The following is a 25,122-nucleotide window of genomic DNA, read 5'->3' on the forward strand; positions in this document are numbered from 1 at the left end:
GAGCTGCCATGGCCAGTCCCGATAAGAAATCCTTTGCGCTGCGCATAGACCCTGTGTTGTGGGCGCAGATCGAGCGCCTGGCCGCGGCGGAGTTGCGCAGCGTGAATGCCCAGGTGGAGTACCTGCTGCGCGAAGCCGTGCGCGCGCGCGTGGGTGGGCAAATTCCAGCAGTTAAACCTGGCGACAGCGAGGACAACACCAATAGCCCTTAGGCGTCTGGGCGGCAAAGCGTTTTGCGCAGGTAAAGGAGGAGCCCGCGCAGTGGGCGGGGGACACGGAGCAAAACGCTTTGCCGCCCAGACGTCGCTCGCGTGTGCAGGGTTTTGAGCGCTTCAGGCCGCCCGGTGTTTCAGGGGCAGTTCCCTGGCGTCTACGCCCGCCGCCAGCAAACCCTGCAAAACATCACCCACCACGATCACGCTGGGGCTGGCCAATTGCTCACGGGCAATCGTGCTTTCCAGCTCCGCCAGTGTGCATACGGCCTGGCGCTGCGTCGGCAAGCTGGCGTTCTGGATGATGGCCACCGGCGTGTCGCTCGGCAGGCCGTACAGCAATTCGTTTTGTATGGTGGCCGCACCACTGACACCCATGTAGATGACCAGGGTCAGGCGCGCCTGCTGGGCCGTGGCTGCGAGTGCGCGCCAATCGGTGCCGGCCGAGCCGGGCTTGGCATGGCCGGTGACAAACACCACGCCGTGCGCATGTTCGCGGTGGGTGAGCGGCACACCCAGTGACGACACGGCGGCGATGCCCGCGGTGATGCCGTTGATGACATCCACGCGCACGCCAGCTGCATGCAGAGCTTCCATCTCTTCGCCCCCGCGGCCAAAGATGAACGGGTCGCCGCCCTTGAGGCGCACCACGTTTTCGCCTTCCAGCGCGGCGGTGACCATCAGCTTTTCGATAAAGGACTGCGGGGTGGATTTGCAACCACCGCGTTTGCCGACATAGACGATGCGGGCGGTGGGCTGAGCGAAGGCCACGATGGCCTCGTTGACCAGATCGTCCACCAGCACCACGGTGGCCTGCTGGATCGCCTTCAGGGCTTTGATGGTCAGCAGCTCGGGGTCGCCCGGGCCGGCGCCCACCAGGGTGACATGGCCGCGTGCGCTGGAGTTGGAAAGATCGTGTTTCATAGTGAATCCACCAAATGCAATATATGGGCCACCTGCTGAGCAATGGGCGTGGGCACGGGCTGTGTGCCATCCAGCACACTGCGAATATAGGCAGCGGTGCTGGCTGCATCCAGTCCGGGTGGCAGATCGGGCAGGGTGGTCAGTGTGCCGTCCTGGTGGGCCTGCTGGTCCACCACTTCGCCATTGATAAAGCCCTGCATCTTGGGTGTACGGCGGGGGTCTGCCACGGCTTCACCCTCGGTGCCGCGCAGCAAGAGCGCATTGCCTTGCACCACGGCCAATGTCTCGGCCATGGAGACTGCGTATTCGGGGTGGGTGTAGCTGCTGACCAGCAGGCTCTTGCCTTCTACCGGGCTCATCAGTTTGACCAGGCTGTGCGCCGGGTTGCGCAGGCCGACGACACGGCGCACGTCCAGCAGGCGCTGCAGGCCGCCGTGCAACAGAGCTGTGGGTACAAAGGCCACGGTGCCGGGTGCTATGGATTCAATAGCCTCCCGGGCAGGAATGGCGAGGGCTAGCAGCACTTCTGACGTATAGACCCGGCGGGATTCGGTGGCCGTGCCATGCACCAGCACCGGCAGGCCTTCGCGCGCCAGCAGCAGTGCCAGCAGGGGTGTGAGCACCGGCAGCTTGCGTGCGCCGTTGTAGCTGGGGATGACGATGGTGGGCCGGCCCGTGCTGGCTGGCAGGCGGTGCAGGCGCTGGTGGGTGGCGTCCAGGAAACCTGCCATCTCCTGGGCCGTTTCGCCCTTGATACGCATGGCCAGGCAGAAGGCGCCCACCTCCAGATCGGTGACCGCGCCGTCCAGCACCTGGCCAAACAGGTCGGTCGCCTGCTCGCGGTTCAGTGGCCGCGCGCCTTGGCTGCCGCGGCCGATTTCCTTGATGTAGTGTGCGATACCCATATAGCTGCCATTGTCCCGCAGGCTTGATAACTTCGGGTAATTAGCTCAGATCACGGATTCACGACTGCAACGCGGGCACGCCTGAGTTGGTCGGCATGGACATGCGCACCATGCGCTTCACCTCTGGCAGGCACGAGCCGCAGTTGGTGCCGCACTTCAGCGCACCTTGCAATTGGGCCAGGCGCTGGTCTTCGTTGCCTTTGCATTGGCCCAATTGCGTGGTGATGTCGGCATCGGTCACATTGAAGCAGGTGCACACCTGTTTGCCACGCGACTGCACCGCCACCGGTGCCTTGGCGCCGGGCACCAGCAGCATGCGGCCATAGGACTGGGCGGGCAGCTCGTCTTGCAGCAGGGTCTTGATCCAGCTTTGCGCGCTGGTGTCGCCGGCCAGCAAGAAGGCGTTGAGCCGGGTTTCTCCCTGGGTATTTGCCTTGGCATCTCCGCCAGGGCTGGCGGGCACCAGTTGCACGGCGCGGCGCTGGCCGCGCTTCTTGTCGGCATACCGCAGCACATGGGCGCCGCCCATGCCCAGCAGGGTTTCGATGCGGGCCAGCACGGCGTCGTCTGGCGCCTCATAGGCGGCTGCGCGGAACAGCAGGCCGCTGCGCTCGCGGCCAAAGGGTGTGCAGCTGGCAAAGGCAAACTGGCCCATCAGCTCCTTCAACTCTTCGCGCGCCTGCAGCGCCGTGTCGTCGGGCAGCCAGGCGATGCCCAAGAGCGACCAGGGCAGCTCGGCTTTGAGCACTTTGATGGCGGCGTGTTTGAACTCGGGCTGTTTGGACGTGGGGCAGTAGGCTGGGTTGGTCAGCGCATTGACGCCGGCCAGCCGCTCGCCGGTGGTGCTAGCACCGCTCAAAAACTCTTCACCCCAGTGCATGGCCATGAAGGTTTGCTGCGGTGCCAAAGACGCACTGGCCAGTGCGGGTATGACGATGGAGCCGCGCCTGCCAGTCACGTGGACCAGGTCACCGTCTTTGAGCTGGCGGCGCTCCATGTCCTGCCGGTTCATCTCGATGCAGGGCTCGGCTACATGGCCGAACAGTCGGCCTAGTGTGCCGGTGCGGCTCATGCCATGCCACTGGTCGCGCAGGCGGCCGGTGGTCAACGACAGGGGGTAACGCGCCTCGCGCGGCTCGGCCACGGCCTTGTAAACCGTGTTGGCAAACTTGGCCTTGCCGTCAGCGGTGGGGAAGATGCCGTCTTCGTACAGGCGCAGCTTGCCGGTAGCTTGACCCTCTGCCAGCGGCCATTGTTGTGGACCCCGTTCGTCCAGCATGGCGTAAGACATGCCGGTGATGTCCAGGTCACGGCCGCGGGTGGATTCGCGGTGCTCGTTCCACACGGATTCGGGTGTGGGGTAGGGGAACAGCGTGGGGCGTGTGGGGGCCAGCAGGGCTTCGAGCCGCTGCGCAAAGTCCACCGCGATGGACCAGTCATGCCGCGGCCCGTTGTCCACTGGGCCGGGAGCCGGCACGGCGGCGCGCACACGGCTAATGCGGCGTTCGCTGTTGGTGACGGTGCCTTCTTTTTCGCCCCAGGTGGTGGCGGGCAGCAGCAGGTCGGCATACCGGCAGGTGGCGGTGGTGGAGAAAGCCTCTTGCACGATGACCAGTTCACAACGCTCCAGCGCACGGCGCACCGTGGCTTGGTCGGGCATGCTCTGGGCGGGGTTGGTGCAGGCAATCCACAGCGCCTTGATTTCGCCGTCAGCCGCGGCTTGGAACATCTCTACCGCAGTTTTGCCCGGCTTGTCGGGCACGGATGGCAGGCCCCACAGGGCGGCCACTTCGGCGCGGTGGGCCGGGTTGGCCATGTCGCGGTGCGCGCTGAGCAAATTGGCCAGACCACCCACTTCGCGCCCGCCCATGGCATTGGGCTGGCCGGTCAGCGAGAAGGGGCCCGCGCCGGGCTTGCCAATCTGGCCGGTGGCCAGGTGCAGGTTGATCAGCGCGGCGTTTTTGGCTGTGCCGCTGCTGGATTGGTTGAGGCCCTGGCAGTACAGGCTCAGCGTGGGTGTGCGGGTGCCGTTGCTCTGCATGCCGGCAAACAGGCGCGTGGCCTGCAACAGCGCCTCTTTGCTGATGCCGCAGGCCTGCGACACCACATCGGGCGTGTAGTCGCGCACGGTGGCTTTCAGCGCGTCGAATCCTGATGTGTGTTGGTCTATATAGGCCTGGTCCAGCCAGCCCTCCCAGGCCATGAGGTGCAGCATGCCGTTGAACAGCATCACATCGGTGCCGGGCTGGATGGCCAAATGCAGGTCGGCAATGCTGGTGGTGTCGGTGGCGCGCGGGTCGGCCACGATGATCTTCAACCGGGGATTGGCCTTTTTGGCATCCTCAATGCGCCGGAACAGTATGGGGTGGGCAAAGGCCGTGTTGGAGCCGGTGATGAAAATGCACTGCGCGTGGTTGACATCGTCGTAACAGGCGGGTGGCGCGTCGGCCCCCAGCGTCTGCTTGTACCCAGCCACCGCGCTGCTCATGCACAGGCGCGAGTTGGTGTCGATGTTGTTGGTGCCGATCAGGCCCTTGGCCAGTTTGTTGAAGACGTAATAGTCTTCGGTCAGCAACTGGCCCGATACATAAAAGCCTACAGCGTCCGGACCATGGTCGCGGATGATGCGGGCAAAACCTTCGCTCGCCTGTGTCAAAGCCGCATCCCAGCCCACGGCCTGGGGTGTGTCGCCACGCGTACGCCGTTGCATGGGCTGCAGTAGCCGCGTCTGCATCGTCACCGCCGCACTGGCGGTCAGGTGCAGCGTGGAGCCCTTGGTGCACAGGCGCCCGAAGTTGGCCGGGTGGTCCAGGTCGCCGCGCACGCCGGTGATCTGGCTGCCTGCCGATTCAATGATGACGCCGCAGCCCACCCCACAGTAGGGGCAGGTCGATTTGGTTTCTTGTGTGACCGTCATGGGTGCTGCGGGTAGCGCTGAGGGGGTTGCGTAAGTGGTTGGCTTAGGCGGTTTGTGCGTCGGCGGTGGCTTGGCGGCCATTCTTGGGGCCGGCAATCGGGCGTGTCTGGTCAATGGCATGGCCTGCCAGCTCGGCGGTCTTCAGTGACACCTGGCCGTCCACTACCTGCACCGCGAACTTCGGGGTGCAGCCTTCATCCGGTGCGGAGGCCTGGCCGTCGCACAGGCCAATGGTCCAGTTGTGCAGCGGGCAGGCCACGCTGGTGCCGAAAACAATGCCCTGGCTCAGCGGGCCACCCTTGTGTGGGCAGCGGTCCAGCAGCGCAAACACCTCGCCCGCATCGTTGCGGAACACGGCCACATCCATGCCCTGGCTGCGGGCGACGCGGCGTGCGCCCAGCACGGGGATGTCGTCCACTTTGCAAATCGGGGTCCATTCACTCATTTTGCTATTCCTTTTGTAGCGATACAGTTAGCTTGCACGGGGGCTGCAGCCTTGTTTTTCATATGGGTTAGGTCTTCAGGGCCGAATACTGACCGGTCACCCGGTCCATCACGGACAGCAGGTTTTCACTGGCCATGAAGATCTCGCCCAGCGCCCGGGCCGAGCCGGCGTCGCTGGTGTTGTTGCGCTTCAGTGCGGCGTCAAAAAACACCCATTGGCCTTCGGCCAATTGCAGTTGCTCCTGGATTTGCGGCGTAGTTTCGGGTGCCTGGCGCAAAAGGGCCATCGCACTGACGAAGTCGGTCCGCGCCTTGTTGATCTCGGCGGTCGCGGCCGGGGCGTCCACCGGCAAACGGGCGGCGAGGTAATACATGGCCATACGCTGGCTCAGCATACGCTGGCGCCCGGCAATATTGACCAGTTTGCCCAGTGGCTTTCCCTGAGCCGATTCAAACTGCACCGTACCCTGGTGGGCCAGTGCCAGCACACCCGCATTGAGCTGCAGCATGGTGGCGGCGCTGTCGCGTGACGGCGCATTGCCGACCAGCGCAGTCTTGTAAGCGCTCCAGGATGCATCCAGGTTGTTGTAAGTGGTGGCAATGTCGGCGGATGCGGCAAAGGCTTTGAGCTCTACCAACTGGCGGTCAAACAGGGCCAAGGACTTGTCCAGCACCTGCTGGGCCATGGGTTTCTCAACCCCGTGCACCAGGGCCAGCCAGGCCTTGCCCATGCGCTGGCTCAGCATGCGCTGGCGACCGGCCTTGTTGATGGCGTCGCGTATGTCGCTGACCTGCGCATGTGCGCTGACCAGCGGCAGGCTTGCGGTGGCCAGCAGCAGGGTTCTGCGTTTGAACAGTGGGGGTTTCATGGCGTTCTCCCGTGGTTGGGTTTGTTCAAACCGGCAGGGCGGCGAACTGGCGTGTGTCCACAGACGCTTCCTTGAAGTCGAACCACGGATCAGGCTCGCCTTCCAGCGCAAACTGCAACTGTTCCCACAGCGCCTTGCGGCCTTCATGGTCTTCCAGGATGCGCTTCTTCACATGGTCCAGGCCCACGCGGTTCACATAATGCACGGTGCGCTCCAGGTACCAGCCCTCTTGGCGGTACAACTCGCAGAAGGCCCCGGTGTATTCCAGCACCTCGGCCGCAGTCTTGACCTTGACCAGAAAGTGCGCCACCTCGGTCTTGATGCCGCCGTTGCCGGCGATGTACATCTCCCAGCCGCTGTCCACACCAATCACGCCCACGTCCTTGATGCCGGACTCTGCGCAATTGCGCGGGCAGCCGCTCACGGCGAACTTGACCTTGTGTGGGGCATACATGCGCCACATGGCGCGCTCCAGGTCCTTGCCCATCTGGGTGCTGTCCTGTGTGCCCATGCGGCACCACTCGCTGCCCACACAGGTCTTGACGGTGCGCAGGGCCTTGGCATAGGCGTGGCCGGATGGCATGCCGATGTCTTTCCACACGTTTTGCAGGTCTTCTTTCTTCACGCCCAGCAAGTCGATACGCTGGCCGCCGGTGACCTTGACGGTGGGGATCTTGTACTTGTCCACCGCATCCGCAATGCGGCGCAGTTCGTCGGCCGTGGTCTCGCCGCCCCACATGCGCGGGATCACGCTGTAGGTGCCGTCTTTCTGGATGTTGGCATGGCTGCGTTCGTTGATGAAGCGGCTTTGTGGGTCATCCTTGGCATCCTTGGGCCAGGTGGAGATCAGGTAGTAGTTGATGGCCGGGCGGCAGCTGGAGCAACCATTGGGCGTCTTCCAGTCCATGAACTTGAAGGTGTCGGCAATGGTGAGTATTTTGTTGGTGCGGATGGCATCCCGCACGGCCTGGTGGCCGTGGTCGGTGCAGCTGCACATGGCCTTGGTCTTGGGTGTGGCCGAGTAGTCGCCACCGGCGGTGAACATGATGATCTGTTCCACCAGGCCGGTGCAGGAGCCGCAGGAGGCGCTGGCCTTGGTGTGTTTCTTGACCTCATCCAGCGTGAAGAGACCTTTTTCGCGGATGGCCTTGCAGATCGTGCCCTTGTTGACACCGTTGCAGCCGCAGACCTCGGCATCGTCGGGCATGGTGGCGGCCTTGCTGTGGCCTTCGTGACCGGCATCGCCAATATTGCTCTCGCCAAACATCAGCTTGTCACGGATGTCACTGATGGAGCGGCCATCGCGCAGCAGTTTGAAGTACCAGCTGCCGTCCACGGTGTCGCCATACAGGCAGGCGCCGACCAGTTTGTCGTTCTTGATGACCAGTTTCTTGTAGACGCCGCCATAGGGGTCGCTCATCACCAGTTCTTCGGTGCCTTCTCCGCCGGCGAAGTCACCCGCGCTGAACAAATCGATACCGGTGACCTTGAGTTTGGTCGATGTCAACGAGCCCTGGTAGCGGCCAATGCCGTACTGCGCCAGGTGGTTGGCGGCCACCTTGGCCTGCTCAAACAGCGGGGCCACCAGACCGTAGGCGATGCCGCGGTGGGCCGCGCATTCACCCACGCTGTAGATGCGTGCATCGGTTGTGGTTTGCATGGTGTCGTTGACAACGATGCCCTTGTTGCAGTGCAGGCGCATGGATTCGGCCAGCGCGGTATTGGGGCGTATGCCGACCGCCATGACGACCAGGTCGGCAGCGGCTTCGGTGCCATCCTTGAACTTGATCGCAGTGACGCGGCCACCTTTGCCGTCGTTCTCGCCACCGACCAGCTCCTGGGTTTGTGCGCCGATCAGGAACTTCAGGCCCCGGTCTTCCAGCGACTTTTGCAGCATCTTGCCGGCTACGGTGTCCAGCTGGCGCTCCATGAGTGTGGGCATCACGTGCACCACGGTCACGTTCATGCCGCGCAGCATCAGGCCGTTGGCCGCTTCCAGGCCCAAGAGGCCGCCGCCGATGACAACGGCGTTCTTGTATTGCGTGGCCGCTTCGATCATGGCGTTGGTGTCGGCAATGTCGCGGTAGGCGATCACACCCTTCAGGTCCTTGCCGGGCACGGGCAGGATAAAAGCGTTAGAGCCGGTGCACATCAGCAGGCGGTCGTATTCGGTGCTGATTTTTTCGCCGGCGGCATTGGTGGCGTGCACGATGCGTTTGACGCGGTCCACTTCGGTCACGGTCCAGCCGGCATGCAGGGTGATGTGGTTGTCGGTGTACCACTCCCAGGAGTTCAGCACGATTTCTTCAATCGTCTGCTCGCCGGCCAACACGGGCGAGAGCAGGATGCGGTTGTAGTTGGGGTGGGGCTCGGCGCCAAAAACGGTGATGTCGTACAGATCGGGTGCAATCTTCAGCAACTCTTCCAGCGTGCGAACGCCCGCCATGCCATTGCCTATCATTACCAACTTGGATTTTTTCATTGCGGCCACTCCTGGTATCGAAAACCATCAGCACGTGGATGCTCCACCTGCCAAACAAAAAGAGAAAAGGGAATAGTTCAAACATGGCCACGTGGCCGGTACACCAAATACTCACGTGCATACGTCGTTGTATGCAGAACCCGCAGTGCAATCGCTAAGGTCAGGGGCGCGCCGTTACGCCCGCTACCCTTTATGCAAGAGCTGTGCCATATGATGGTGTTAACCCTGACTTTGGTCCCCAAAACCCGTGGCGCTGGTGTGTGTCTTGCATGCCGGTCACCCGTTTCCCCTCTGAGAACCGTGTTTTTATGACGACTGCCCTGGTCCATGTGAATGGTTTAAAAACGGCCCACCCCCTGGCGGCTGATCTGGCCGCCGCCGGTATCGAAGTGCTGGCCACGGTGCAAGACCGCGCCAAGTTGTTGCAGGAAGTGGTGCGCCATGCACCAGATGTGCTCATTTGTGATGCGCCCGCGCCCGACGAGACCCTGTTCAAGGCCACCGCCGCCATTGCTGACATGGCGCCTTGCGCCGTTATTGTGTTCACCGCGGATACGAATGTCGACCATATGGACCGCGCCCTGGCCTCCGGCATCCACGGTTACGAAGTCAATGGGTATGGCGCAGCGCGCCTGCGCGCCCTGGTGCACCTGGCCCAGGCCCGCTTTCGCCAGACCCAGGCGCAAGCCCAGGCCCTGGCCGACATCTCCACCCGTTTTGAAGAACGCAAGTTGGTGGAGCGGGCCAAGGGCATATTGATGCAGACCCAGCAGCTGTCGGACGACGACGCCTTCCACATCCTGCGCACCGCCTCCATGCACACCAACCAACGGCTGGGCCAGGTGTCGCAGCACATCGTGCAATCCGCCCGTTTTGCGGAAGATGTGAACCGCTGCGGCCAGCTGCGCATGTTGTCGCAGCGCCTGGTCACGCTGCAGGTGCTGCAAGGTGTGGTGGGCGCAGGGCCTTTTGCGCAGCAGCTGGCAGAGTCGGTGCAGCGCATCGATGCGAACCTGGCCTATCTGGGCAAAAGCCTGTCACAGGCCACCTATGGCGACCTGCTGGGCCAGGTGCAGCAGACGTGGGCTGACCTGCAGCCCGTGCTGCGGGCGAGCCCAGGCTCGGAGGCTACGGTGGCGGCCTATGCCCGGCTGGATGAACTGGCCGAGCACCTCTTGCAAGGTGCTGAGCGCCTGACCGGCCAGCTAGAAAGCGCCAGCCCCGCGCCCCCACTGCGCGTGCTGAACCTGGCCGGGCGCCAGCGCATGCTGTCGCAACGCTTTGCCAAATACGCCGTACTGGCTCTGCTGGGTGATGCGCCATTGCAGACGCGCAGCGCCACCGGCATGGCCGAGTCGCGCGCCGCGTTTGAAGCCGCGTTGACCTACCTCAACAGCCTGCCGCTGAGCACGCCCGACATCCATACCGCGCTGGAGTCGGCTGGTGTTGGCTGGTTGACGCTGCTGGCAGCTACCAAGGCGGCACCAGGGGCAGGGGAGGCCGCGCAGTTGAACGGTTTAGCCGGGGCCAGTGAGAGTTTGCTGGCCGTTCTGGAGCAGCTGTCCGCCCACTACGAACACAGTATGCAGATGTTGACCGGCGCATAAATGGTGCACAGGCACTGTTATTGCTTACATTTGGTGCATGGCATTTGAACTCGACATAGGCTTCGCCTCCAGCGCGGGCACCAAAGACAGCAACGAAGACTTTTGCGGCGCCCTGATGCCCGAGCCGGGGCTGGAGGGCATGGGTGTCATCGCGGCCGTGGCCGATGGCGTCAGCCGCGGGGGCATGGGCAAAGAGGCAGCGCAAACCACCGTGGTCAGCCTGCTGCGCGATTACTTTGGCACCCCTGAGACCTGGGACGCCACCGTGGCACTGGACCGCATCATCAGCAGCCAGAACGCCTGGTTGTGCGGCATCAACCGCCGCCGCCAGCCCGCAGTGGGCATGACCACACTCACCGCCGTGGTGCTGCGCGGCCAGTCTTACGCGCTGGCCCATGTGGGCGACTCACGCGCCTACCTGCTGCGCGGCGGGCTTATGCAGCAGATCACCCACGACCATGTCGTCAACCACCCCGACTTCAAACACCAACTGGTGCGCGCCGTGGGCCTAGAAGAACGGGTGGTGGTGGACTATGTACAGGGTGACCTGCAGGTGGGTGATGTGTTTGTGTTGCTGACCGATGGTGTGTATGGCTCGCTGAGCGACAAACGCGTGCAGGCCTTGGCTGAGGGCGACAACGCCCAAGCCTCGTCCCAAGCAGCCTGCGAAGCCCTGCTGGATGCAGCGCTCAAGGCCGGCAGCAAAGACAATGTGACCGCTCTGGTGGTGCGTGTGCTGGGCCTGCTGGACGCCACGCTGCAAGACGAAAACCGCGCCGCCCAAAGCCTGCCCGTGCCACCATTGTTGAAAGTGGGTGAGGTGCTGGACGGCCTGACCATCACCGCCTCTGTGGCCGACAACGGCATCAATGTGGTCTACCAAGCCAAGGCAATAGCCCCCGCAGCAGGCGCAGACACCGACAAACGCTACATCATCAAAGCCCTGCACCCCGCCCGCGCGCACGACCGCGAAGAGCTGGCCATGCTTGCCCACGAGGCCTGGTTGGCCAAACGCATGCAGTCGTCCCGCGCGGCGGACAACCTGGTCCAGATTTACAACGATCTGCCAGGGCTGCCAGAGGGTCGAACGCGCAGCGCCTTCTACCTGGTCTACGACTGGCATGGTGGCGAGACATTGGAGCAGGCGCTGGCTCAGCAGAAGCGCTTCAAGCTGCCGCAGGCACTGGCTGTGGGCCTGCAGGCGCTCAAGGCGCTGGGCCGCCTGCACCGCCAGGGCGTCATCCACCGCGACATCAAACCCGCCAACCTGCACCAGGGCGAAGACGGTGTGCTGCGCCTCTTGGACCTGGGCGTGGCGCTGAGCGGGCGCGAGCCGCAGTCCATGCGCGAATTACACGCCGGCACCCCCAGTTATGTGAACCCCGAGCAATGGGGCTTCAATTGCAAGACCAGTGCCCGCAGCGGCGGCCAGCGCACCGATGTGCCGCAGGAGCTGCCGGATGCGCAAAGCGACCTGTTTGCGTTGGGTGTCACGCTGTACCAGCTGCTGACCGGCCGGCTACCCTATGGCGAGGTGCTGCCCTACCAGGTGGGTCGTTACTACCGCGACCCCGTGGCCCCCAGCCGCCACAACCCCGAGATCCCCATCTGGCTGGACCACGTGCTGATGAAGGCTGTGGCGCGCGACAAACGCCAGCGTTTTGAGACGGCAGAAGAGTTCCGCCTGGCGCTGGAGCGGGGCGCATCACGCCCCTTGTCTGCCCCATCCGCCACGCCACTGCTGCAGCGCGACCCCACGGCGCTGTGGAAAGTAGGTTTGGCGGTGTCGGTGTTGTTGAACCTGTTGCTGGTTTACTGGTTATTGTTTTTGCCAAAATAGGCTGTAGCCCCCGTGGAATATGGCTTTGGTGCTCTTGAATTTGTAGTGTTTGTATAGACGGCTGCATTCCTTCATTCGCTTGGTGCGCCATCCAACGGACCAGACGGCACACCGGGCCTAAGCTGTTGCCATGGCACATACCACTTCCACCCCAACGACGACCACTCCACCCCCTGGCAGCGACGCCGATACACACCCGGCGCTGCCGCTGCCCCATGAGCGGGACGAATCACACAACAACGTGGCCGAGGCGCCAGACCCGGTTATGCAACAGGCCAAGCGCGATATCGATGCGGGCCTGGTTGATACCGACATGCACGCCACGCCCGGGCTGGATGCCGAACTGCGCAAAAAAATGGTGCCAGGCCCCGGCGGGCAACCGCCTCTCAAGGGTGGTGCTTAAAGCGCGCGGGCTCTGATGGCCCGGCGCGCAAGCGGAAGCAAAGCCTGGACACGCATGGTCCAGCAGCAGACCCGCTGGGTCCTGCGCCAGGCGGTCAGTGAAGGAAAAAAGGCACTCAAGCGCGCCAAACTTGCGCCCACCACCACGGCGGCGCGCAAGTCGCCAGCGGCTGCTGCCGCATCCACCGGCGGCAGTTGGGGTTTGGGCCTATCAACCGGCCCCGCGGGCCTGCGCCGCTACCGCCTGTTCAAACCCACGGGTTTGTCCAAAGCCAAGTTGTGTCCACTGATCGTCATGCTGCATGGCTGCGGCCAAAGCGCGAATGACTTTGCGGCCAGCACCCGCATGAACCGGCTGGCGGCCCTGTACGGTTTTATGGTGCTCTACCCCGAGCAGGATCGTCTGGCCAATGCCCAAGCCTGCTGGAACTGGTTTGACACACGCAACGGCCGCGCCAAGCTGGAGGCGGCTAGCATCGTGGCCGCGCTGGACCATGCCCGCATCTTGCACCCCATAGACCCCACCCGCGTCGCCATTGCAGGCATGTCTGCGGGCGCCAGCATGGCAGCGCTGGTGGGTCTGCATTTTCCGAACCGTTTTGCTGCGGTGGTCATGCATTCGGGCGTGGAGCCCACGTCTGCCAGCTCATCGGCTACCGCCTTGTCCGCCATGCGCGGGCGTTACCGCCTGCCGCTATCGCCGCCCGGCAAAGTTGCAGAAGCATTACCCGCCTTGCTGGTGATACAGGGCAGTGCCGACCATGTGGTGTTGAAGGCCAATGGCATGCGCGCCGCACAAGTCTGGGCCGCGCGCACCCACGCAGAACCCAAAGCGGCAAGGGTGGTGGGCCGGGGCAAGCGGTACCCGTTCACGACGATGGACTGGTTCGGGCCCAAGCGGCGTTTGCAGGTGACGTTGAGCGAGGTCAATGGCTTGGGGCATGCGTGGAGCGGGGGTGCTGCATCACAGGCCTATTCAGATCCCAAGGGGCCGGATGCATCGCGGATGGTTTGGGCGTTTGCGCAGCGGGAGTTTGCGCGCTTGGTCTAACAGGGTGTTGCCATGTTTATGGGATGGCCTACGCGGCGTCCCACCGCTACATTGGCGAGCGGCGGCGGCAATCAGGCCTACGGTCGTAAATACAGGGAGTAGTTCATGAAGTCAGGTAATGTTTGGATCCGGTTTCGAATTGCGCAGCGTCTGCGCGGTACGGCCGGTAGCTGGGCAGCAGCGCTGTTGGCGGTCTTTCCTGCATTGCCAGCGCTCGCCACTTCGAGTGTTCCAAGGCCGGTCCTTTCAACGTGGGTAACCACCCCATACTTGACCCCCGCTTTGAATATTGAGCCCGTCCATGTAGGCAAGCTCCCTTACGCATTCGGTGCACTGATTGCCTGGCCTGAGCGTGACATCGTGTACACCAAGGGTGCAGACGTCTACTTTGGAATTTTGTTGCCGGGTGGGTCCTCTGTACTAAGCTGGACTGTCCAGAATGGGGTCCCCACGCTCGTGCCGGGTTATGTTCCGTTCGCACGCGCTATTCCGAACACAGGCAACTTCCAGCCGTTTGCCGTCAACAGGACCGGCTACCCTCTTACCTACACCTTCAACGGTACCGAGCCTAAGGGGCTGTATTTTGCGTACCTGATACTGACCTACCCGGGGGCCGACCCCAATGACAGCCGGCAGTGGAATCAAGTCAGCACCCATCCGTTTGTGGTGAAGTAGTAGGATTCAAATAATACAAAAATATATATAATTTGACCATGAAGTATGTTGAATTCCGAGGCAGCTCATTGAGCGATTTGCGGGATTTTCCCCAGGCAGCCATGCGTGAAGCAGGGCATCAACTGGATAAGGTTCAAAAGGGACTTTCACCGGATGACGCCAAGCCCATGTCGGCAATTGGCGCAGGTGTCATGGAGCTGCGCATTTGGGATGAAGCTGGAACATTTCGGGTGATTTATGTTGCCAAGTTTGAGGACGCCGTGTATGTCCTGCACTGCTTCAAGAAGAAGACGCAGCAAACATCACAGCCTGATATTGAACTGGCCCGCAAGCGATTTAAGGATTTAGTGAAGGAGATTCGAAATGACTGACAAACAACGGTTCAGCAGCGTATGGGATGCCATCGAAGACACTCCGCAGCAGGCCGCCAGTATGCGGGCGCGCTCCGAGCTGATGATGAACCTTACGGAAGTCATTCGTGAGCGTGGCATGACCCAAGGTGATGCCGCTGCCCTCTTTGGTGTGACCCAGCCCCGCATCTCCGATCTGATGCGCGGCAAGATCAATCTGTTTTCATTGGACACACTCATCGACATGGCTGCGACTGCAGGCATGAGCCCAACTGTCAAAGTGTCAAAGCCAAAGCTTGGGGGGCCTAAACGCAACAGGCGCACCGCGACACATGCGATTGCCGCGGCGTAACAAACTACTGTTCTGGTCGCAGTCGGGAGTGTCAGAATTTCTGTGTGTGAGGCGGTTTCAGAAATCAGCTGATGGGTAAATTTTATTCAAACTAAGGCCCCTGCCAGGCCGCCGGAGGCCCCCCCCGGTAGAACCCTGAGTGGCAGGGTTCAGCTCCTTCATTTTGCACCCCCGTGAGTGGGCTGCGTGAACCTGTCGCCGTAGAGGATGGCAAACTGGTTCATGGCTGATTTCCAGTGGTTAGCCGCACGTCCCCAATCCTCGGTAATGTTGCGCAGTGCCAGCCAGATCAGCTTGGTGGCCGCATCGTCACTGGGGAAGTGTCCTCTGGACTTGATGATCTTGCGCAGTCTGGCATTTACGCTCTCAATGGCATTGGTCGTGTAGATCACACGGCGTACCTCGGGCGGGAACGCAAAGAAGGGAATCACTCTGTCCCAAGCCCTGCGCCAGGCTCCCACCACGGTGGGGAACTTCTGGCCCCAGGGACCTGCCTCAAATGCATCGAGTTCAGCCTGTGCTGCCTCTGCGCTCACCGCCGTGTAGATGGGTTTGATGGCCGCAGCCAGCGCCTTGCGATCCTTCCAACTGGCAAAGTCCAGGCTGTTGCGTATCAGGTGCACGATGCACGTTTGCAGTGTCGTGGCCGGGAACACCGCGCCCAGGGCCTCTGGCATGCCTTTGAGCCCGTCGGTGACGGCAATCAGGATATCCTGCACACCTCGGGTCTTCAAATCGTTGAACACTTTCATCCAGAATTTGGCCCCTTCGGTGTTCTCGACCCAGATCCCCAGGATGTCGCGGCTGCCATCGGCCAGCACGCCCAGGGCCAAGTACACGGCCTTGGAGCGCACCACCCCGTCCTCACGAATCTTGACGCGCAGCGCATCGAAGAACACCACCGGGTACATGGATTCCAATGGGCGGCTCTGCCAGGCTGTCACCTCGCTCATGACTTCGTCAGTCACGCGGCTGATGAGGTCGGGCGATACATCGACCGAGTACATCTCGCTCAAAAACGCCTGTATCTCGCGCACGGTCATGCCACGCGCGTACATGGCGATGATCTTGTCGTCAAAGCCGGTGAAACGGCGCTCGTGTTTGCCGATGAGTTGGGGTTCGAACGTGCCTTCCCGGTCGCGCGGGACGTCAATGCGCAGGGCTCCTGCATCGGTCAGTACCGTCTTAGCGCTTTTGCCGTTGCGGTGGTTTGCAGGCGCTCCCTCGGGTTTGGCCTTGCCCGGCGCGTAGCCCAGGTGATGGCTCATTTCTCCAGCCAGTGCCCGCTCCAGCACGGCCTTTTTGAACTGGTCAAACAGTCCCTGGACTTGACCGGCTGTCATGGGGCCGGTCACCAGTTGGTCCAGCAACTCGGCTGGGATTTGAAGTTGTGTTGCGTTGTCCGCCACCGTGGCGCTCTTTGTCTTGCTTGGCATTCATGCTCCTTGTTGACATGTTATGCCTCGCACACAAAATTTCTGACAGGCTCTCGCAGTCTGAAAACTACATAGCCCGCGCTCGGCCACCCTTCTCTGTCCGGGTCCACTTCCGCCGAATCTATATCACTTGCATGTGGGATCGTAGTGAGGCCTCGGCGATGCCAAGAGTGGTGTGCATAGTCACGAGGATGGCTAGCTCTTCGGATAGGGTTTTCGCCCACTAGCAAAGTCGTTGAATTCTTGCATTAGGTCGATCACTTTAATTGCAACTGGTCTGCCTACCTTCGTAAGTTTGTAACGACGTGAGTTGCCGGCTTCAACCAAATTCGCGTCTTCTAGTCCTTGCAGCGCATATTGAACTCTTGCGAGATTTGACTTAAGCGAATTGGCCAGCTCTGCAGCCGTTTCACCAGTCGCGCTGTTTGAGACTATTGCAACTATGTTCATCTCCAATGACGCGACCAAGTTACCGTCGTAATTGAGGGCACGCATTTCTTGATCTGTCAAAGGCATTCCTATCGGACTCGCATACTCGATGCGGTCAATGTGTGGGTGATCGAACGGTATCTCATCTACAGGCTTAGGACTTGATTGGTCCTTGTCTGCAGAAGTAGAAGGGGACGCTTCGGCCACCAAAAGTGCGTCCCCCAGCGCGTTAATTCTTCCGCGCAAGACTCGCTCTCTTTCCTCCCAAGCGTTCTTCTCTTTTTCATGTCGGCGTGTGAGCTCTGCACTATCTTTTCGACTCAACATCTGATCAAGCTCAAGCTCTTTTACACTATTTGCAAGCTCGACTTGCTTCCTTCGGTAGAAGCGAACGACGTCAGCAGTCACCCAAGGGTAGAGGAATACGTAACTCAGTGCTAGGGCACCCGGAACGCCTACGGTGTGGAACAACAACATCACGACACCCTCTGAATACAGGTTGTCGATTGCCGCAAGGCGTGCCGATACTGTCCCGTCCCCGGTCAAGATGAGAAAAAATCGATAGTTCCATAGACACGTGCTGATAAGAAAAGCAAACGTAAGGGGGTTTGTTGTTCTCTCACGTACTCCGTGGACCATTGATGCCCATATGTCTTTCAATACTTCCATCGCCGCTCCCTGTTGGAATATTTGGACTGCGGCCCTATGGTACCCATTTAGGGTTGCTGCTACTGCTCCCAGTCAAAGATCTCAGTCGATAGTCATCGTCCATCTGAGCACGGTGTGAGAAAGTAATTTACGGCAAGTCGGCTGCGCAGGTTCCTGCCAGGGCACCCAGGAGCACGGCAAGCCCTGAGCGCCGCCAAGTCACCGCCGCGTATGTGCACTTATCTGCCAGTACAGAACATCACCTAACACTGGCTCTGAGCGGGTCTAGTGGCCTCCACCGAAAAAGCGGCCAAGCGTTGCGCGCTTTATCGACCTCTCCAATCACGCACTGCGCGCCCGCCCACCCTTTTCAGCCCACGTCCTAGTCCACCGAATCTGCATCACCCGCAGCATCACCAGCATGGCCACGGCCAAACCGGCGAACACGAAGAAGCCACCCGAATAACTGCCCACATACTGCTTGGACAAGCCCATCGCATTGGGTACCAGGCCACCGCCCAGGGCGCCGATCTCGCCGATCATGGAGCCGGCCACGGCGGTGGACATGGGCCAGCGCAGGGGCACCAGTTGGAACACGGCGCCATTGCCCGCGCCCAGGGCCGCAAAACACACAATCACCAAGAGCGTGGTCACGGCCAGTGAGCCGGTGGACAGGCCACACAGCACCAGGGTGATGGTGACCGTGCACAGCACCACATTTAGCGTGTTGACGCCGCCCCAGCGGTCCGATATCCAGCCACCCAACACCCGTACCGCGGCGCCCATGAAGGCGGCCAGCATGGTCAGCTGTCCGGCCTGGACCTTGCTGACGCCAAACTGGTCGTAGTAGTAGGTGGGCAGGAACGTGCACAGGCCGATGAAGCCGCCAAAGGTCACTGCGTAGATCAGGCTGAAGGCCCAGCCGTCTTTCTCAAACAGGCAGGCAATGTGTTCCTTGAAGGAGGCGTGGGCATCGCGGTCGTCGGGCTCTTTGGCAAAAATCACCATCACCACCATGGGGATGCTGATGGCAATGGCGGCAAAGCCATACACCGCCACCCAGCCATAGGCCTGGGCCAGCGGGGGGGCAATCAGCACCGATACCGCCGTGCCCACATTGCCCGCGCCCACCAAGCCCATGGCCAGGCCCTTGTGCCGGGGTGGGAACGATCCCGAACCCAGCGACAGCGCCACGCCAAAACTGGCGCCAGCAATACCCAGCAGCACACCCATGGCCAGCAGGTCGTTAAAACTCTTCACAAAGAAGAAGCCAAACAGCATGGCCACCATGATCAGGCCCATCTCGACCAGCGTGGCATTTTTGCGGCCAATGTACTGTGACAGCAGGCCCAGCGGAAAACGCATCAGCGCCCCGGCAATGATGGGGATGGACAGCATGAGCCCCTTTTCGGCGGGGCTGAGGTTAAAGGTCTCCGAAATAAAGGGCGCCATGGCGCCGTTGAGCACCCAAATGCAGCACGAAAACGCGAAGTACAAAAAGGAGGCGTAGAGCGTGGGCGCGTGGCCGCTCTTCAGAAAACTACCAAATCCCGACATGGTGCACAGTTCCTAATAATGGGGTTAACCCATGCACCAAAGCGAAACCCGTGCCAGCTAGTCCTCCAATTGGTGCGCACTGCTGGTGTGCGGTGTCAAAAACTGGCTGAACTCCTCTATGGGCACCGGGTTGCCAAACAAAAAGCCCTGGTAGGCGTAGCACCCTATGCTGGCCAAAAAGTCGCGTTGGGCCAATGTTTCCACCCCTTCGGCCACCACATTGAGGCCCAAAGTGGTGCCAAGCGCCACGATGGTGCGTGCAATGGCGGCATCGTTGGGGTCGTTGAGCACGTCGCGCACAAAGGACCGGTCGATCTTGAGCAGGTCCAGCGGCAGCTGCTTGAGGTAGCTCAGCGACGAGTAGCCGGTACCAAAATCGTCCAGCGAGAAGCCCACGCCGTGGGCCTTGAGCTCTTTCATCTTGCCGATGATGTCGTCTGCCCGGTCGGCCAGCACACTCTCGGTCAGTTCGATGCGCAGCAGGTTGGGCCGCACATTCCACTGCTCCAGCAGCTTCAGTACATCGGGAACAAAACCAGGCTCGCGCAGCTCACGCGCACTCACGTTCACGGCCAGGCTCAGGTTTTCGGTGTTAGGTAAAAGCGCCCAGGTGGCGAGCTGTTGGCAGGCCATACCCATGACCCAACGGCCCAGTGGCACGATCAGGCCCGTGGACTCGGCCAGTGCGATAAAACTCTCGGGCATCACCAGGCCGCGCAGGGGTTGTTGCCAACGGACCAGGGCCTCGGCCCCGGTGACCTTGCCGGTGGCGCCCACGGTGGGCTGAAAGTACAACACCAGCTCTTCGCCGCCTTGCAGGCCATCGCGCAGGTCAAACTCCATGGCGACCCAGCTTTCCAGCTCGGTCTGCATGCTGGGGTCAAAAAAGCGCAGCGTGTTGCGACCCGCGGCCTTGGCTTGGTACATGGCCAGGTCGGCCTGTTTGAGCAGGTCGTCCACACTGCTGCTGTGCGCGTCAAACAGCGTAATGCCCATGCTGGGTGAGCTGTGGTGTTCGCGCCCGTCCAGATCGTAGGGCTGGTTCAGTGTGACCAGTATCTTCTTGCCCACGCTGTCGGCCTGCAGGGCGGCGGCGTGGGTTTCGGTCTCCAGGTCTTCCAGCACCAGTACAAACTCGTCCCCGCCCAGGCGGGCCACCGTATCAGACTCGCGCACGCAGGCGGTCAGGCGCTGGGCCACCTGTTGCAGCAGCAGGTCACCCACATCGTGGCCCAGGGTGTCGTTCAGGGTCTTGAAGTTGTCCAGGTCGATGAAGAGCAGGGCGCCATGCATGTGGTGGCGGGCATTGGTGTGCAGGGCGCGCTTGAGCTGCTCCAGCAGCAGGCGCCGGTTGGGCAGGCCGGTCAGTGCATCGTAAAAGGCCAGGCGGTGGATTTCGTCTCCGGCCTGTTTTTGCAGGGAAATATCGCGCCCAATGCCGTGGTAGCCGCGAAAATTCCCGTGGGCGTCGTACATGGGTGAGCCGCTGACGCTGGCCCAGTGCACGCCGGTGGCGGTGTCGGGGCGGCGGATTTCCAGGTCGCGAAAGGATTCGCGTGCGTTCAGGATCTTGCGGTGGGCTTCCCAATCGGCCTCGGTCAGGTTCAGGCAGGGTATTTCCCAGCGCGCCTTGCCCAGGTGCTGGTCCATGGTCAGGCCCGTGCTGTTGTGCACCTTGCCACCCAGCACGGTGAAGCGGAAGTTTTCGTCCTGCTCCCAGTACCAGTCGGACGACAGTTCGGTCAGCGCTCTAAAGCGGGCCTCACTTTCGCGCAGCGTGGCCTCGGTTTTTTCGCGTTCGGTCACGTCCACAAAATTGACCTGAATGGCCGGCTCGCCCCGGTGGGTGACGGGGCAGGCCTGGATCTCCACGTCGATGGAGCGGCCATCGCGGCGGATGAATTTTTCCACCTGCACCGGCAAGGGTTTGCCACTGGTCAGGCTGTGGGTGATGCGTTCGGCCACCATGCTGCGGTAGCGTGGGTCCACCAGGTCGTTGATGGGCAGGCCTATCAACTCGGCTTCATTGGCGGCACCCAGTATGGAGACCGCAGCGGGGTTTGCAAAGACCACCAGGCCGCTCTGGTGTATGCCAATACCGATGGGCGACCATTCCACCAGCGCACGGTAACGGGCCTCACTGTCTTGTAGTTTGGCTTCTACCCGTTTGCGCTCGGTCAGGTTGGTGTTGGTGCCAGAGAGGCGCAGCGCCCGGCCCTGTGCATCGCGCTGGATGTAGGCCCGCAGCGCAATGGGCACGTAAAAGCCCTGTTTGTGGCGCAGGTGGCATTCGATCTGCCAGATGTTGCCGGTACCCTGCAGTGCGGAAGTGAAGGTCTGGTCAATGAGCGACGCATCTTCGGGGTGGCACAGGCTGGCAATCAGGCGGGAGGTGGCTGGAAGCTCGCCGGGCGCGTAACCGATCATGTTCCACCAGTTGGGGGAGAAGTAGACCTCGCCGGTACGCAGGTCCCAGTCCCAGGGTGCTGCGTCCATGCCGCGCAGGATCAGCTCCCAGCGCTCGTGGGAAAGCATGTGTTCTTGTTGCCCCGCTTGGGTGTTCTCCATGCGTGACATTATGGCGTGCGCCGCCACCGGTTTTTACCGGTCGCGGCACACGCCCCGTCAGACGGCATTTTCCGGCGGCTGTTTCAGGCGGCGGTTTTTTCGACGTGGGCCTGGCGGGTGTACAGGAAGTCGATGACGGCTTTGCGGTAGCCCAGGTACTGGGCACTGTCGGCCAGGGCTACGCGGTTGCGGGGGCGCTCCAGCTCTACGGCCAGCACTTCACCAATGGTGGCCGCGGGGCCGTTGGTCAGCATCACAATCTTGTCGCTGAGCAAGACCGCCTCGTCCACATCGTGGGTCACCATGACCACCGTGCTTTGGGTGCGGGCCACGATGTCCAGCAGCTCGTCCTGCAGCTTGGCACGGGTCAGCGCGTCCAGGGCGCCAAAGGGCTCGTCCATCAGCAGCACTTTGGGTTCCATGGCCAGGGCGCGGGCAATGCCCACGCGCTGTTTCATGCCACCGCTGATTTCGCCGGGGCGCTTTTGGGCGGCCGGTGTCAGGCCCACCATGGCCAGTGCGGCATCGGTGCGTGCCTTGAGCTGGGCTTTGTTCTCCGACGGGGCGCCGGTGCTTTTGGACGCCGCGCCAAACACACGCTCGACACCCAGGTAGACATTTTCAAAACAGGTGAGCCAGGGCAACAGCGAGTGGTTCTGGAACACCACCGCACGCTCGGGGCCGGGGCCTGCGATCTCGCGGTTGGCGCACAAGAGGGTGCCCTCAGACGGTGTGGTCAATCCGGCGATCAGGTTCAGCAGGGTGGACTTGCCGCAGCCGCTGTGGCCGATGAGCGTCACAAACTCGCCCTTAGCCACCGTCAGGTTGATGTCGCGCAGGGCAGGGAACATGCCCTTTTTGGTCTTGAAGGTTTGGGCGACGTTTTGAATTTCTATGTACTTTTGCATGGTTTTTCCTAATCAGTTGAGGACAGAGCTGAAGGTCTGTCCCGCAAAGTTGCTAGTTTTTCACCTCTTCAAACGTAAATGCAGTAGCGATCTTGATCAGTGCGTATTCCAGAACCAGGCCCACGATGCCGATCACAAAAATCGCGATGATGATGTTCTTGACGTTCAGGTTGTTCCACTCGTCCCACACCCAGAAGCCAATGCCCACGCCACCGGTCAGCATCTCGGCCGCCACAATGACCAGCCAGGCGGTGCCCACCGCCAGGCGCACACCGGTCAACATGTAGGGCAAAACGGCGGGGAAGAGGATCTTGGTGACGATCTTCCACTCGCTCAGGTTCAGCACGCGGGCCACGTTCATGTAGTCCTGCGGCACACGCTGCACACCCACTGCGGTGTTAATGACCATGGGCCAGATCGAGCAGATAAAGATGGTCCAGATGGCGGCCGGGTTGGCACCCTTGAACACCAAGAGGCCAATCGGCAGCCAGGCCAGTGGTGACACGGGGCGCAGCAGGCTGATCAGGGGGTTGAACATACGGCCCAGAAACTCAAAACGGCCAATCGCAAAACCGGCGGGTATACCCACCGCAGCCGCCAGGCCAAAACCCACGGCCACACGCTCCAGCGACATCAGCACATTCCATCCCACGCCCTGGTCGTTGGGGCCCTTGCGGTAGAACGGATCGCTGAACAGCACCACGGCCTGCTTCCACGTCTCCCAGGGGCTGGGGATGCTGCTGGCGGTGCTGATGCTGACCAGTGCCCAGATACCGACCAGCAGGCCCAGGCCCATCAACGGTGCCAGCACGGCCATGATGCCACCCCGCCAATCGCGTGGCACGGCGGGTGAGGCCGGTGTGGCTACACCTGCCGCCGGGGCGGAAGAGTTTAAGGCTTTTGAGGCTGTAGCCCCCGTCGGTGTTGCCTGAGGCACTTCTTTTTTCATAGCAATGCTCTCGCTGGCTGCGGCTAGGGGTGAGTGGAAAACTGCGCTTACCATTTGGAATCCTTTCAGTCAGTTGAGGACAGAGCGCCGCTACGCCGCGGTCTGTCCTGCAAGTTCTCAGGCCTTGATCTTGAAACCGTCTGCGTATTTCTTGGGGTCCTTGCCGTCCCAGACCACGCCGTCCATCAGCTTGGCCGAACGCAACACGTCCTTGGGGATGGGTGCCTTGGCAGCGGTGGCGGCCTGCTTGTAGATGTCGATCTGGTTGATCTGCTTGGCCACGGCCAGGTAGTCGGGGTGGTCCTTGAGCAAGCCCCAGCGCTTGTGCTGGGTCAGGAACCACATGCCGTCCGACAGGTAGGGGAAGTTCACTGTACCTTCGTTGAAGAACTTCATGTGGTTGGGGTCGTCCCAGGTCTTGCCCATGCCGTTCTGGTAACGGCCCAAAATGCGCTGGTTGATGGCGTCCACACCGGTGTTCACATAACTCTTGTCGGCAATGGTTTCGGCCATCTTGTTTTTGTTGGACAGGCTGGCGTCGATCCACTGGCCGGCTTCGATGATGGCGGCCGTCACGGCGCGGGCCGTGTTGGGGTACTTCTTCACAAACTCGGCCGTGGTGCCCAGCACCTTTTCGGGGTGGTCTTTCCAGATGTCCTGTGTGGTCGTGGCCGTGACACCGATGCCGTCGATGATGGCGCGGTGGTTCCAGGGTTCACCCACACAGAAACCATCCATATTGCCGACCCGCATATTGGCCACCATTTGGGGTGGCGGTACGGTGATGACCTTGGCGTCTTGCATGGGGTTGATGCCATTGGCCGCCAGCCAGTAGTAAAGCCACATGGCGTGGGTGCCGGTGGGGAAGGTCTGGGCAAAGGTGTATTCCCGCTTCTCGGCAGCCATCAGCTTGGCCAGTCCGGCGCCGTCAACCGCGCCCTTGTCGGCCAGTTTTTTGGACAGGGTGATGGCCTGGCCGTTCTGGTTCAGCGTCATCATCACGGCCATGTCTTTCTTGGGGCCGCTGATGCCCAGGTGCACGCCGTAGATCAGGCCGTACAGCGAATGGGCAAAGTCCAGTTCACCATTGACCAGCTTGTCGCGCACGCCGGCCCAGCTGGCTTCCTTGCTGGGGATGATCTTGACGCCGTATTTTTTGTCCAGGCCCAGCACAGAAGCCATGACCACGCTGGCGCAGTCGGTCAGCGGGATGAAGCCAATCTTGACCTCGGTTTTCTCTGGCGCGTCGGAGCCCGCGGCGTAGACAACAGAGCGCAGTGCCGGCGAGATGCCGACGGCACCCAGGGCGGCGGACTGCAGCACTTTGCGGCGGCTGAGGTGGTTGTGCAAGAAATCAGTCATGGCGAACAGCTTTCAAAAATGTTGACATTTAGGAACGAAAAAAGGCGTCCTCACTCGGCACACAGCTTGGTTAAAAGCCGCGTACCGGTGGGGACGCCTTTGTCCGGGGGGTTGACGCGCAGTACCCGCCGTTGGGTGCTGCTTGTCTACGACCATCCTTGGTCTTGTATGGGTATACGCAATGAGCGTGCCAGCTATTTTTTCGACACCGGTGTGGGTCGGTGCAGACCAATTA

The 25,122-nt window shown here is 61.5% G+C and carries 21 protein-coding genes; 8 read left to right on the forward strand and 13 right to left on the reverse strand.

Features of this window, described 5'->3' with window-relative positions; genetic code table 11:
- Positions 1 to 8: 8 nt before the first annotated feature.
- Positions 9 to 212, forward strand: coding sequence for a hypothetical protein (locus HZ993_RS24085; RefSeq protein ID WP_209395211.1), 204 nt, complete (start codon positions 9 to 11; stop codon positions 210 to 212).
- A 120-nt stretch (positions 213 to 332) separates the two neighbouring features.
- On the opposite strand, the gene cobA is transcribed toward HZ993_RS24085, so the two are convergent.
- The 6 genes from cobA to nirB all read right to left on the reverse strand — a co-directional run bounded on the left by cobA (position 333) and on the right by nirB (position 8,753).
- Positions 333 to 1,136 carry a uroporphyrinogen-III C-methyltransferase gene (gene cobA, locus HZ993_RS24090; RefSeq protein WP_209395212.1) on the reverse strand — a complete coding sequence of 268 codons (804 nt, stop codon included), beginning with the start codon at positions 1,134 to 1,136 and terminating at the stop codon, positions 333 to 335.
- Positions 1,133 to 2,041 (reverse strand): DNA-binding protein YbiB, encoded by a 909-nt coding sequence (gene ybiB, locus HZ993_RS24095; protein ID WP_209395213.1) that lies wholly within the window; start codon positions 2,039 to 2,041, stop codon positions 1,133 to 1,135. Before ybiB ends, cobA begins: the two co-directional genes overlap by 4 nt.
- A gap of 58 nt (positions 2,042 to 2,099) precedes the next feature.
- Entirely contained in the window at positions 2,100 to 4,958 is a 2,859-nt protein-coding gene (locus tag HZ993_RS24100) for a nitrate reductase (RefSeq protein WP_209395214.1), read from the reverse strand.
- Positions 4,959 to 5,001: 43 nt separating this feature from the next.
- The gene (gene nirD, locus HZ993_RS24105) at positions 5,002 to 5,403 is read right to left on the reverse strand and encodes a nitrite reductase small subunit NirD (protein WP_209395215.1); all 402 of its coding nucleotides are present in this window, start codon (positions 5,401 to 5,403) and stop codon (positions 5,002 to 5,004) included.
- A gap of 67 nt (positions 5,404 to 5,470) precedes the next feature.
- Positions 5,471 to 6,271 (reverse strand): type IV pili methyl-accepting chemotaxis transducer N-terminal domain-containing protein, encoded by an 801-nt coding sequence (locus HZ993_RS24110; RefSeq protein WP_209395216.1) that lies wholly within the window; start codon positions 6,269 to 6,271, stop codon positions 5,471 to 5,473.
- A 25-nt stretch (positions 6,272 to 6,296) separates the two neighbouring features.
- Positions 6,297 to 8,753, reverse strand: coding sequence for a nitrite reductase large subunit NirB (nirB, locus tag HZ993_RS24115; RefSeq protein WP_209395217.1), 2,457 nt, complete (start codon positions 8,751 to 8,753; stop codon positions 6,297 to 6,299).
- A 308-nt stretch (positions 8,754 to 9,061) separates the two neighbouring features.
- Between nirB and HZ993_RS24120 the strand changes: the two genes are divergently transcribed.
- From HZ993_RS24120 to HZ993_RS24150, 7 genes are all read left to right on the forward strand, one after another.
- Positions 9,062 to 10,360 (forward strand): type IV pili methyl-accepting chemotaxis transducer N-terminal domain-containing protein, encoded by a 1,299-nt coding sequence (locus tag HZ993_RS24120; protein WP_209395218.1) that lies wholly within the window; start codon positions 9,062 to 9,064, stop codon positions 10,358 to 10,360.
- Between the two features lie 37 nt (positions 10,361 to 10,397).
- Positions 10,398 to 12,200: a bifunctional protein-serine/threonine kinase/phosphatase gene (locus HZ993_RS24125; protein WP_209395219.1), complete on the forward strand. Its 1,803-nt coding sequence runs from the start codon at positions 10,398 to 10,400 to the stop codon at positions 12,198 to 12,200.
- A gap of 130 nt (positions 12,201 to 12,330) precedes the next feature.
- The gene (locus HZ993_RS24130) at positions 12,331 to 12,603 is read left to right on the forward strand and encodes a hypothetical protein (protein ID WP_209395220.1); all 273 of its coding nucleotides are present in this window, start codon (positions 12,331 to 12,333) and stop codon (positions 12,601 to 12,603) included.
- Between the two features lie 15 nt (positions 12,604 to 12,618).
- Positions 12,619 to 13,653, forward strand: coding sequence for a PHB depolymerase family esterase (locus HZ993_RS24135; RefSeq protein ID WP_209395221.1), 1,035 nt, complete (start codon positions 12,619 to 12,621; stop codon positions 13,651 to 13,653).
- 105 nt (positions 13,654 to 13,758) lie between these two features.
- Complete coding sequence (locus tag HZ993_RS24140) at positions 13,759 to 14,328, forward strand: hypothetical protein (protein WP_209395222.1); 570 nt, start codon at positions 13,759 to 13,761, stop codon at positions 14,326 to 14,328.
- A gap of 38 nt (positions 14,329 to 14,366) precedes the next feature.
- Positions 14,367 to 14,699: a type II toxin-antitoxin system RelE/ParE family toxin gene (locus HZ993_RS24145; protein WP_209395223.1), complete on the forward strand. Its 333-nt coding sequence runs from the start codon at positions 14,367 to 14,369 to the stop codon at positions 14,697 to 14,699.
- Entirely contained in the window at positions 14,692 to 15,030 is a 339-nt protein-coding gene (locus HZ993_RS24150) for a helix-turn-helix domain-containing protein (protein ID WP_209395224.1), read from the forward strand. Before HZ993_RS24145 ends, HZ993_RS24150 begins: the two co-directional genes overlap by 8 nt.
- A 158-nt stretch (positions 15,031 to 15,188) precedes the next feature.
- Here the strand turns inward: HZ993_RS24150 and HZ993_RS24155 are convergent, their stop codons facing one another.
- The 7 genes from HZ993_RS24155 to HZ993_RS24185 all read right to left on the reverse strand — a co-directional run bounded on the left by HZ993_RS24155 (position 15,189) and on the right by HZ993_RS24185 (position 24,887).
- A complete protein-coding gene (locus tag HZ993_RS24155) occupies positions 15,189 to 16,466 on the reverse strand; it encodes an IS256 family transposase (RefSeq protein WP_209395225.1) in 1,278 nt (425 codons plus the stop codon).
- Positions 16,467 to 16,661: 195 nt separating this feature from the next.
- Positions 16,662 to 17,564 carry a hypothetical protein gene (locus HZ993_RS24160; RefSeq protein WP_209395226.1) on the reverse strand — a complete coding sequence of 301 codons (903 nt, stop codon included), beginning with the start codon at positions 17,562 to 17,564 and terminating at the stop codon, positions 16,662 to 16,664.
- A gap of 321 nt (positions 17,565 to 17,885) precedes the next feature.
- Complete coding sequence (locus tag HZ993_RS24165) at positions 17,886 to 19,100, reverse strand: NarK/NasA family nitrate transporter (protein WP_209395227.1); 1,215 nt, start codon at positions 19,098 to 19,100, stop codon at positions 17,886 to 17,888.
- A gap of 57 nt (positions 19,101 to 19,157) precedes the next feature.
- Entirely contained in the window at positions 19,158 to 21,668 is a 2,511-nt protein-coding gene (locus HZ993_RS24170) for an EAL domain-containing protein (RefSeq protein WP_209395228.1), read from the reverse strand.
- Positions 21,669 to 21,751: 83 nt separating this feature from the next.
- A complete protein-coding gene (locus HZ993_RS24175) occupies positions 21,752 to 22,576 on the reverse strand; it encodes an ABC transporter ATP-binding protein (RefSeq protein ID WP_209395229.1) in 825 nt (274 codons plus the stop codon).
- 52 nt (positions 22,577 to 22,628) lie between these two features.
- Positions 22,629 to 23,579: a nitrate ABC transporter permease gene (gene ntrB / locus HZ993_RS24180; protein WP_209395230.1), complete on the reverse strand. Its 951-nt coding sequence runs from the start codon at positions 23,577 to 23,579 to the stop codon at positions 22,629 to 22,631.
- A 63-nt stretch (positions 23,580 to 23,642) separates the two neighbouring features.
- Complete coding sequence (locus HZ993_RS24185; RefSeq protein WP_209395231.1) at positions 23,643 to 24,887, reverse strand: CmpA/NrtA family ABC transporter substrate-binding protein; 1,245 nt, start codon at positions 24,885 to 24,887, stop codon at positions 23,643 to 23,645.
- Positions 24,888 to 25,122: the final 235 nt, after the last annotated feature.

The sequence above is a fragment of the Rhodoferax sp. AJA081-3 genome, assembly GCF_017798165.1.
Lineage (GTDB): Bacteria > Pseudomonadota > Gammaproteobacteria > Burkholderiales > Burkholderiaceae_C > Allorhodoferax.

Bases quoted from the DNA above. Each gene is read 5' to 3' on its own strand.
- HZ993_RS24085 (WP_209395211.1), top strand. From the start codon at position 9: ATGGCCAGTCCCGATAAGAAATCCTTTGCGCTGCGCATAGACCCTGTG.
- cobA (WP_209395212.1), bottom strand. From the start codon at position 1,136: ATGAAACACGATCTTTCCAACTCCAGCGCACGCGGCCATGTCACCCTG.
- ybiB (WP_209395213.1), bottom strand. From the start codon at position 2,041: ATGGGTATCGCACACTACATCAAGGAAATCGGCCGCGGCAGCCAAGGC.
- HZ993_RS24100 (WP_209395214.1), bottom strand. From the start codon at position 4,958: ATGACGGTCACACAAGAAACCAAATCGACCTGCCCCTACTGTGGGGTG.
- nirD (WP_209395215.1), bottom strand. From the start codon at position 5,403: ATGAGTGAATGGACCCCGATTTGCAAAGTGGACGACATCCCCGTGCTG.
- HZ993_RS24110 (WP_209395216.1), bottom strand. From the start codon at position 6,271: ATGAAACCCCCACTGTTCAAACGCAGAACCCTGCTGCTGGCCACCGCA.
- nirB (WP_209395217.1), bottom strand. From the start codon at position 8,753: ATGAAAAAATCCAAGTTGGTAATGATAGGCAATGGCATGGCGGGCGTT.
- HZ993_RS24120 (WP_209395218.1), top strand. From the start codon at position 9,062: ATGACGACTGCCCTGGTCCATGTGAATGGTTTAAAAACGGCCCACCCC.
- HZ993_RS24125 (WP_209395219.1), top strand. From the start codon at position 10,398: ATGGCATTTGAACTCGACATAGGCTTCGCCTCCAGCGCGGGCACCAAA.
- HZ993_RS24130 (WP_209395220.1), top strand. From the start codon at position 12,331: ATGGCACATACCACTTCCACCCCAACGACGACCACTCCACCCCCTGGC.
- HZ993_RS24135 (WP_209395221.1), top strand. From the start codon at position 12,619: ATGGCCCGGCGCGCAAGCGGAAGCAAAGCCTGGACACGCATGGTCCAG.
- HZ993_RS24140 (WP_209395222.1), top strand. From the start codon at position 13,759: ATGAAGTCAGGTAATGTTTGGATCCGGTTTCGAATTGCGCAGCGTCTG.
- HZ993_RS24145 (WP_209395223.1), top strand. From the start codon at position 14,367: ATGAAGTATGTTGAATTCCGAGGCAGCTCATTGAGCGATTTGCGGGAT.
- HZ993_RS24150 (WP_209395224.1), top strand. From the start codon at position 14,692: ATGACTGACAAACAACGGTTCAGCAGCGTATGGGATGCCATCGAAGAC.
- HZ993_RS24155 (WP_209395225.1), bottom strand. From the start codon at position 16,466: ATGCCAAGCAAGACAAAGAGCGCCACGGTGGCGGACAACGCAACACAA.
- HZ993_RS24160 (WP_209395226.1), bottom strand. From the start codon at position 17,564: ATGGAAGTATTGAAAGACATATGGGCATCAATGGTCCACGGAGTACGT.
- HZ993_RS24165 (WP_209395227.1), bottom strand. From the start codon at position 19,100: ATGTCGGGATTTGGTAGTTTTCTGAAGAGCGGCCACGCGCCCACGCTC.
- HZ993_RS24170 (WP_209395228.1), bottom strand. From the start codon at position 21,668: ATGGAGAACACCCAAGCGGGGCAACAAGAACACATGCTTTCCCACGAG.
- HZ993_RS24175 (WP_209395229.1), bottom strand. From the start codon at position 22,576: ATGCAAAAGTACATAGAAATTCAAAACGTCGCCCAAACCTTCAAGACC.
- ntrB (WP_209395230.1), bottom strand. From the start codon at position 23,579: ATGGTAAGCGCAGTTTTCCACTCACCCCTAGCCGCAGCCAGCGAGAGC.
- HZ993_RS24185 (WP_209395231.1), bottom strand. From the start codon at position 24,887: ATGACTGATTTCTTGCACAACCACCTCAGCCGCCGCAAAGTGCTGCAG.